We start from the raw sequence: 8,643 nt of genomic DNA on the forward strand, positions 1-8,643 counted from the left end.
ATGAACAAGCGATCCGCCAGCAGCTGCAGGCGGTCGCCGTGTATGCCGCATCCACCACGTCTCCGAGCGGGACCAATTCGGCGGCCGAGGTCACGGCCTTGAGTCAGCGCATCGCGGCCAATCTGACGCCGCAAGCCGGCCAGCAGACGATCCAGGATATACAGACCGACTTCGCCAACGCCCAGACCACGATGCAGGATGCCACCGCCCGCCAGACCCAGACCCAGACGGCACTGCAGAACCTGGTCTCCACTACCGAGGGCATTTCCCAGGATCAGGTAGCGAGCGAAATCCTGCAGTTGCAGAACAATCTGCAGGCGTCCTATCAGACCACCGCGATGCTCTCGCAATTGAGCCTGACCAAGTTCCTGCCGGCGGCCTGATCCGGCCGGCGCGCCTGTCCTCCGCCGACCCCGGTCGTGGTGGTCGCGCTTCGGCGGCCGGGTGCGGCATCGCCGAAAATGCTAGATTCGCCGCCGGCGGCGATTCGAGGGCGAACGCCTCCCTGCGGCTTGCGCAAGGAGGCTTCGAAAATCTTCGACCGCGCCGGTGTTCCGGAGAGCTCCGTTGTCGGCGAAGTGGAAGAAGACTCCCGGACAGGGAGAGGCGCCCAACCTGTCCCGGATGCAGCGGCAGGCCTATGGCTCCTTCCAGGAGGGCGATCTCGACCGGACCGAGCGGCTCTGCACCGGGATTCTGAAGTACCGGCCGGACGATTTCGACGCGCAGCTTCTACTTGGCATGCTGAACTATCGGCGCCAGCGCATGGTCGACGCGCTGCGCTTCCTTGCAGGCGCGCTGCGCGCCAATTCCGGCTCGGCCGACGCGCTGTCGAATTTCGGGCTGGCGCTGCAAGCCAGCAGACGCTTCGATGAGGCGATCGCGAGCTATCAGCACGCGCTGCGCCTCGCGCCCGGGCATTCCGACATCCTCTATAATCTCGGCAATGCCTATCTCGAAAGCGACCGCATCGCAGACGCGATTGCGATTTATGACGAGGTCCTGGCCACCGCGCCCGGCCATGTCGGGGCGCTGGTCAATCGTGGCAATACGCTGCTGCGCTTCAACCGGCCGGCCGAGGCGCTTGTCAACTACGACGCCGCGCTGAGCTTGATGCCCCGGCATCCGCAGATTCTGACCAACCGCGGCCATGCGCTGCGCCGGCTGGAGCGGCCCACCGAGGCGCTCGCTGACTTCAAAGCCGCGATCGCAGCCAATCCCGATTTTGCCGAAGCGCATTTCGAGGCCGCGATGACGCAGCTTGGGCTCGGCGACTTCGATGCTGGCTGGAAGGCGTATGAATGGCGCTGGAAGACCGCGGCATTTGCCCGCCATCGCCGCTCCTTTCGACAGCCCTTGTGGCGAGGCGAGCGGCCGGTCTCGGGCAAGACCGTGCTGCTGCATGCCGAGCAGGGGTTCGGCGACACCATCCAGTTCATCCGCTATGCGCCGCTGCTGGCGCAGGAGGGAGCGAAGGTGATCTGCGAGGTGCAGCCGGAATTGCTGGCGCTGTTGGCCGGGCTCGATGATGTCGCGGTGGTCGCATCCGGCGCGCCGCTTCCCCGCTTCGACCTGCATTGTCCGTTGCTCAGTCTCCCGCTGGCCTTCGGTACGCGCCCCGAGACGACCCCTTCCGCCATTCCGTATCTGGCAGTCCCGGCGGAGCGCCTGGATCATTGGCGCGATCGGCTGCCGGCGGGGCGTCGGCGGGCCGGATTCGTCTGGTCGGGGTCGCAAGGCCACAAGAATGACGCCAACCGCTCGATCCCGCTGATGCGGCTCGCCGAATTGTTCGAGGATCCGGCGCTGGCTTGTTTCAGCCTGCAAACCGATCTACGCGCGGCCGATGCCGAGACTTTGCAGAAACTGCCGAGCCTGGTCGATCTCGGCAGCTCCTTTCGCGATTTCGCCGATACCGCGGCCGTGATCGCGCTGCTCGATGTCGTCATCACCGTCGACACGGCGGTTGCGCATCTGGCGGGGGCGTTCGGCAAGCCCCTGCTGATTCTCTTGCCCCACGCCGCGGATTTCCGCTGGATGCACGGGCGGGACGACACGCCGTGGTATCCGACCGCGAAACTGTTGCGGCAGCAGGCTTTCGGCTGTTGGGACGGCGTCATCGCCTGCCTTGCCGACGAAATCCGCCGCCACGGCCGGGCATGAACGGCCCGGAACTCCCCGGTCACAGGCATTAGGTTTTCGTTAACCACGTTTATTTAGGGTTCGGTCGGAATTGCGGGCGCCGTCTGGCGCTTCGGAGGCAATCATGACCGACCGGATTCAGCTTGTCATCGCGACGCCTTGCTTCGGCGGCCAGGTCTCGAGCATCTACGCTTCCTCGATCTTCGCTCTGCAGCGCGCGCTCGTTCCGATGTCCAATATCGGCCTGAAGGTGCATCTGCGCGATGGCGACGCCCTGATCACGCGGGCGCGGGCAAATCTGGTCACGCTGTTCCTCGACGATCCCGCCGCGACCCATTTTCTGTTCGTCGATGCCGATATCGGATTTACGGCCGAGCAGGTGTTCCGGCTGATCGAATCGGGAGCCGACGTCGTTGCCGGCGTCTATCCGATCAAGCGGGTCAATTGGGAGAAGGCGAGGCGGGCGCTGGAGACAGACCGACCGAACCTGCCTGCGGCCTCGCTCGACTACGTGCTCGAGATCGACGATCCCGACCGCGTGATGGTCGTCAACGGATTTGCCCGCGTGCGCTTTGCCGGCACCGGCTTCCTGATGATCCGGCGCCATGTGCTGGAGAGAATGTGCGCGCAGTATGCCTCGCTGCAGTTCTTTCGCGAGCATTCCAACGACGCGCTGGCGGGAAGTCCGAACCGTTTTGCCCTGTTCGAATGTATGATCGACCCGGCCACCGGCACCTACCTGAGCGAGGATTTCGCCTTCTGCAAGCGCTGGACCGATATGGGCGGCGAAATCTGGGCCGATCTCCATAGCTCCCTCGATCATGTCGGGCCGACGGTGTTTCGCGGCGACGTCGCCACCCAGTTCGCGGCGGCGCCGAGCGCGGCGGATGCCGCCTAGGGAATGCCTGAAATGACCACCGCTGCCGCCCGGCTGGAAATCTCCGACACCCTGCTTGAGCGGCGATCCGAAGGCGAGCGCGCGCCTGGCCTCTCCGATCTGTTCGTGCCGCTCGACGATCTCCTGCTCCGCGGCGGTGATCAGAGGCTTGCACTCGATCCGGCCAGTCGGCTGAACGCGTATGGCTGTGGGCCGATGCCCGCGCCAGATACCTTGAATTTTTCGTCGAGCACTGCGTCGCCGATTTCCGCGCGGGCGGACGAGCGCGCGGGATTCGCCCGCGCGGGCCTGATGCGATTGGCCATCGCGCACGGGTTGGAACACGCGTTCGATATGCGTCTCGAGGAGATGCGCGAGGAATTGCGGGCTCATCTCGAACTGGCCGCCTCCGACGCGGATATCATCTTCTCGCCCTCGGGCACCGACTCGCAGCTCCACGCGCTGTTCCTGGCGCGCGGTCTGTTCGGATCTGCGCCGATGACGATCGTCGTCGGAGCGGACCAGACCGGAAGCGGCACGATTCATACCGCGCGCGGGCGCCATTTCAGCGCGCTGACCGCGGGCGGGCGCCGGGTCGCGAAGGATGCGCCGATCGCCGGCCTGTCCGGCGACAGCGTCGCGCTGCCGTTGCTTGCTGGCATGCCAGACTTCGCGCAGGGGCCGGAGGATCTGGCGGCGCGGGCCGAATGCGATTCGGCTGTTCTTGACGCCATCGAAGCTGCGGTCGCGAGCGGCGCCCGTGTGCTGCTTCAGATCATGGATGCCTCCAAGCTTGGCTGGCGCGCGCCGGGAGACGCATGCCTCGAGGAGATTGCGGCAAGATGGCCGCGCCAGGTCCGGATCGTCGTCGACGCCTGCCAGATGCGCCTCAGTCGCCGCCGGCTGCGAAACTATCTCGATCGCGGCTACATGGTGCTGATCACCGGCTCGAAATATTTCGGCGGCCCCGCCTTCAGCGGCGCGCTGCTGGTCCCGCGTGCAATTTCGCGCGCGCTTGATACAGGCGAGGGGATCGCGCCCGGTCTTGCCGATTATGCCAGCCGCAGCGACTGGCCGCAGAGCTGGACCGCGCTGCGGTCGCGCTTTGCCAGCCGGCCGAATCTCGGTCAATGGTTGCGCTGGGAAGCGGCGCTGGCCGAAATCGGCACCTATTACCAGGTGCCGGCAGGCTTCCGCACGCTGGCGCTTCGCGAGTTCAGGGCGACGATCGAGAGCCTCATTGCGCTGTCGCCCGCGCTGCGCCCGCTTGCGCGGCCGCCATCCGGAGGGACGGATGACGAGGAGTTCGCCGACGCCACGATCTTTCCCTTTTTCGTTGATCGCAACCGCAGCCTGCTGTCGGCCGACGGCTGCCGCCGTCTCCATCGCGCGCTGGCGAGCGATCTCCGCGGCGTGATCGAAGGCACAAAGGCCGATCGGGACCTGGCGGGACAGCGCTGCCTCATCGGGCAGCCCGTTGCCATCGCGCACCGGGATGGCCTGCCGGTCGGCGTGCTGCGGCTGTGTATCGGCGCGCGCCTCGTCACCGAGGCGTGGTCGTCCGACCCGCGTCGCGCGCGGCAGAACCTGCAGCGCGAACGCGACCACGTCGCAAGCGTCGTTGCCAAGATCGAGCTTCTGCTCGCCCACGCCGGACCAATGGAATTTGCGGAGCAGTGATATGGAATCCAAGCCTCTCGAGCTGAGTGTGACCGCCCGCGCCGATTGCGCCGACCGCATCGGCATGGCCAGGCTCGCCAAGATGGCCTTCGACGGCGGAAATCTCCGCCCGCTATGGGCCGAGCGGATCAGCAAGCTGCTCGACGGCACCGCGACCGCGGGCGAGGGGATCGACCTGTCGCTGATCGCCCAGCTTCTCGGCGACAAGCAGGCCGGTCTTGCCATTCAGCACGAAGTCCTGTTGTCGCATCGATTGTTCCGTTCGCCCTGCATGTCGAACAGTCCGCGGCTGCGCGTGCTGGCGCTGGCGGCGGCGACCGATATGGGCAGCAACACGCCGATCGAGTTCCTGCTGCAGGAGTCCGGCATCGAGTTGATGATCCTGTATGTCATCGGCGAGGCCGACCTGCCGGCGCTGTTGCCCGAGCATGACATCGCGATCGTGATCGCCTCCGATTCCGACGATTGCCGGGACGCGTTGCGCAAGATCGATGCCGTGGCGGCGCGATGGCCGCGGCCGCTGCTCAATCCACCGAAACGCGTCGGCAATCTCGACCGCGACAAGCTGCATCGGCTACTGCGGGATATCGACGGCCTGACGATGCCCGCGACATTCGGTGCCACGCGCGAGCAACTGACACGGGCCTCGCGATCGGCCGGGACGCTGGCGGAGACCGCAGGCGAGCTCGTTTTTCCGATCATCGTCCGGCCGCGCGGATCGCACGCCGGCGTGGGCCTGGCAAGGATCGACGCCGGCGAGGCGCTGCAGCGCTATCTCGCAGGCCGCGAGGAGCAGGAGTTCTTCGTCTCGCCATTCATCGACTACGCGAGCGATGACGGCCTGTTCCGCAAGTACCGGGTCGCGTTCGTCGACGGCCGGCCCTATGCCTGCCACATGGCGATCGCCGACCGCTGGGATATCTGGTACCTCAATGCCGGCATGTCGCACAGCGCGTCCAAGCGCCTGGAGGAAGAAACCTTCATGCGCACCTTCGATATCGGCTTTGCCCGGCGGCACCATACCGTGCTGGCGGCGATGGCCGCGCGGGTCGGTCTGGATTATTTCCTGGTCGACTGCGCCGAATGCAAGGACGGCTCGCTCCTGGTCTTCGAGGCCGACAACACGGCCGTCGTCCACAACATGGATCCACCCGATATCTTTCCCTACAAGCCGCCGCAGATGAAGAAGATATTCGACGCCTTTGCGGCGATGCTGGAGCGCCGGGTCGCGCTTGCGCGAGAGGACGCGGCATGACCAGGCCGTTACGCGAGGTCTCTCCGCAATCCCAGCCGAGCGAGACGCTCGATCCGCAGAATTGGGACGACATCCGCGCGCAAGGTCATCGCATGCTCGATGACATGATCGATTATGTCGCCACGATCCGCGAGCGCCCGGTGTGGCGGCCGATCCCGGACGTGATCCGCGCGCAGTTTCGCGCCGAGCTTCCGCGCCGGCCCTCCGAGCTCGGCGAAGTCTATCGCGAATTCACCGATTTCGTCGTGCCCTATGCCACCGGCAACGTTCATCCGGGCTTCATGGGCTGGGTGCATGGCGGCGGCTCCGCCGTCGGCATGCTGGCGGAGATGCTGGCGGCCGGGCTCAACGCCAATCTCGGCGGGCGCGACCATATCCCGATCGACGTCGAACGGCAGATCGTCGAATGGACGCGAGAGATGTTCGGTTTCCCGGCGGGTGCCAGTGGCATCTTCGTCACCGGGACCTCGATGGCCAATCTGATGGCCGTGCTGGTGGCGCGGACGTCGGCGCTCGGCAAATCTTCCAGGCAACACGGCATCGGCGAAGCGGGCGCGCTGATGACCGCTTACACCTCGAAAGCCGGGCATGGCTGCATCGCCAAGGCAATGGATATCGCGGGCTTCGGCAGCGACGCACTGCGCTCGATCGCGGTCGATCAGTCCCACCGCATCGATGTGGCGGCGCTGCACGCGCAGATCGCCCGCGACCGCGAGGCCGGACTGCAGCCTTTCCTGGTGGTGGCGTCTGCCGGCACGGTGGACATCGGCGCGATCGACGATCTCACGGCAATGGCTGAGCTGTGCCGCGAGGAGAAGCTGTGGTTCCATGTCGACGGTGCCTTCGGCGCGCTCGGCATCCTGTCGCAGGCGTTGGCGCCGCGACTCGCCGGGATCGAACATGCCGACTCGATTGCGCTCGATTTCCACAAATGGGGACAGGTTCCCTATGACGCCGGCTTCCTGCTGGTTCGCGAGGGCGAGCGGCACCGGGATGCATTCGCCGCGCCCGCGGCCTATCTGCGGCGGGAGACGCGCGGGCTCGCGGCGGGCACGTCCTGGCCTTGCGACCTCGGCCCGGATCTGTCGCGCGGCTTCAGGGCCCTCAAGACCTGGTTTACGCTGAAGACCTTCGGCACCGAGAAGCTCGGCGCGGTCATCACGCGTTGCTGCGCGCTAGCCGGCTATCTGGAGGCCCGTATTCTCGGCGAACCGCGGCTCGAGCTGCTGGCGCCGGTCAATCTCAACATCGTCTGCTTCCGCTATCGCGCCGCGGACGCAGACCGGATCAACGGCGAGATCGTCGTCAACATCCATGAGTCCGGTCTTGCGGCGCCATCGACGACGCTGCTCGACGGCCGGCTTGCGATCCGGGCGGCCATCGTCAATCACCGCACCGATGTCCGCGACATCGACGCGCTGGTTTCGGCCGTGCTGGAATTTGGGGCGCGACGAGCGGCGGGCGACGATCTTCCGATCGAAGGGTCGCGGCTTGCTGTCTGAATCGCGCGAATCCTGCCGGCGCAAGCATGATTCGCGGACCGGGTTTTCCCTGGTTTCCCCGGGCGACGACGCGAAGCGTTTGCGCGGAGATCAGGCGCAATCAGAAGGCGCGATGGTGATTCGACGTCATCCCATCGCGCTTCAGGGAGGTGCTGCAAAAAGCCGAAGCCCAGGTCCGATCCAGTCGAACTGGGGGCTCAGCGTTATCGGTCCGATCCGACGGAACCGGAAGACTGCCAGGGCACGATCACGTCAAGTCCGGGTCTGCGTCAGGCCGCGGTGTTGACGTCGGCCTTCTTGTGAAGCTCGTCGTACTGGTCCAGGAGCTTCTTCTCATAGGCGACGAGCTTCCTGGTTTCCTTCAGCGCCAGGTAGAGATCCCCGGCCAGGATGTGGCTATTGATTGCCTCGATGATCGGCCAGGCGCTCGGCACGGCAGTGACGATGTCGCGCACCAGATTGAAGTAGGTGGCGTGACTGGCGGTGGGATTCGGCGCGATATACATCAGCTGCACCGCCAGATAGATCAGCTTGGCGGGCGTGTCGGCGGTCTCCGGCGTCATGATGTCCTTCTCGCGAAGGATCGGGATATTGTCGCCGTCGATCAGGAGCCGGGCGCGTTGTTCGGTGTTGGTGATCACGCAGGAGCCAATGATGATCCGTTCGTGCGGCTTCAGTTCCACTTTCAAGGCCATATTTGTTCTCCATTGCCGCTTCTGACGCCGGCGACCAACTACAGCGAATCTGAAAGATCGAGCCCCGCTGGCGACATGCCGGCACTTCTTGCCCGCTTGCGACCATCCTTTCCGATCAAGGTTAACGATCGGTAAACGCCGATTTGGCCGCGTAATTGTACAATTTTATCAAAGGCGTTCATCAGCGGCGTCGCGGGCGGAGCACGGCGTTGATGCGGAGCCGGATCGGTCTGGGAATCGGTCGGGGCTTACCCGCTTCATGTTTTCTTAGCCACTTGGTTCCACCGTGACCTGGTCAACCGATCAAGAAGATCGGGCTGTTCGTAGTTAGTTTCACACCAGAAAGGTATGAAGACATGACCGGTATCGTTCTCTCGGCGTCAGTCCGCCAGAATCTTCTCTCGCTGCAGTCCACCGCCTCGCTGCTCGCGACCACCCAGAATGACCTCGCCACCGGCAACAAGGTCAATTCGGCTCTCGACAATCCGACCG

Annotated in this window: 6 protein-coding genes and 1 pseudogene; 6 read left to right on the forward strand and 1 reads right to left on the reverse strand. The window is 65.1% G+C overall.

Annotated elements, in window-relative coordinates; translation table 11 throughout:
• From WCB02_RS34870 to WCB02_RS34895, 6 genes and pseudogenes are all read left to right on the forward strand, one after another.
• Positions 1 to 383: pseudogene (locus WCB02_RS34870) on the forward strand (flagellar protein); the annotation flags it as partial.
• 184 nt (positions 384 to 567) lie between these two features.
• A complete protein-coding gene (locus WCB02_RS34875; protein ID WP_423965818.1) occupies positions 568 to 2,163 on the forward strand; it encodes a tetratricopeptide repeat protein in 1,596 nt (531 codons plus the stop codon).
• 103 nt (positions 2,164 to 2,266) lie between these two features.
• Positions 2,267 to 3,040, forward strand: coding sequence for a hypothetical protein (locus WCB02_RS34880; RefSeq protein WP_423965821.1), 774 nt, complete (start codon positions 2,267 to 2,269; stop codon positions 3,038 to 3,040).
• 12 nt (positions 3,041 to 3,052) lie between these two features.
• On the forward strand, positions 3,053 to 4,699 hold the full coding sequence (locus WCB02_RS34885; RefSeq protein WP_423965823.1) for a hypothetical protein: 1,647 nt from the start codon (positions 3,053 to 3,055) through the stop codon (positions 4,697 to 4,699).
• Between the two features lie 64 nt (positions 4,700 to 4,763).
• Entirely contained in the window at positions 4,764 to 5,954 is a 1,191-nt protein-coding gene (locus WCB02_RS34890) for an ATP-grasp domain-containing protein (protein WP_423965830.1), read from the forward strand.
• Positions 5,951 to 7,456, forward strand: coding sequence for a pyridoxal phosphate-dependent decarboxylase family protein (locus tag WCB02_RS34895; protein ID WP_423965826.1), 1,506 nt, complete (start codon positions 5,951 to 5,953; stop codon positions 7,454 to 7,456). Before WCB02_RS34890 ends, WCB02_RS34895 begins: the two co-directional genes overlap by 4 nt.
• A gap of 269 nt (positions 7,457 to 7,725) precedes the next feature.
• Here the strand turns inward: WCB02_RS34895 and flbT are convergent, their stop codons facing one another.
• A complete protein-coding gene (flbT, locus tag WCB02_RS34900; RefSeq protein WP_423965828.1) occupies positions 7,726 to 8,151 on the reverse strand; it encodes a flagellar biosynthesis repressor FlbT in 426 nt (141 codons plus the stop codon).
• Between the last annotated feature and the right edge of the window lie 492 nt (positions 8,152 to 8,643).

Source organism: Bradyrhizobium sp., assembly GCF_049581145.1.
Classification (GTDB): Bacteria; Pseudomonadota; Alphaproteobacteria; order Rhizobiales; family Xanthobacteraceae; genus Bradyrhizobium.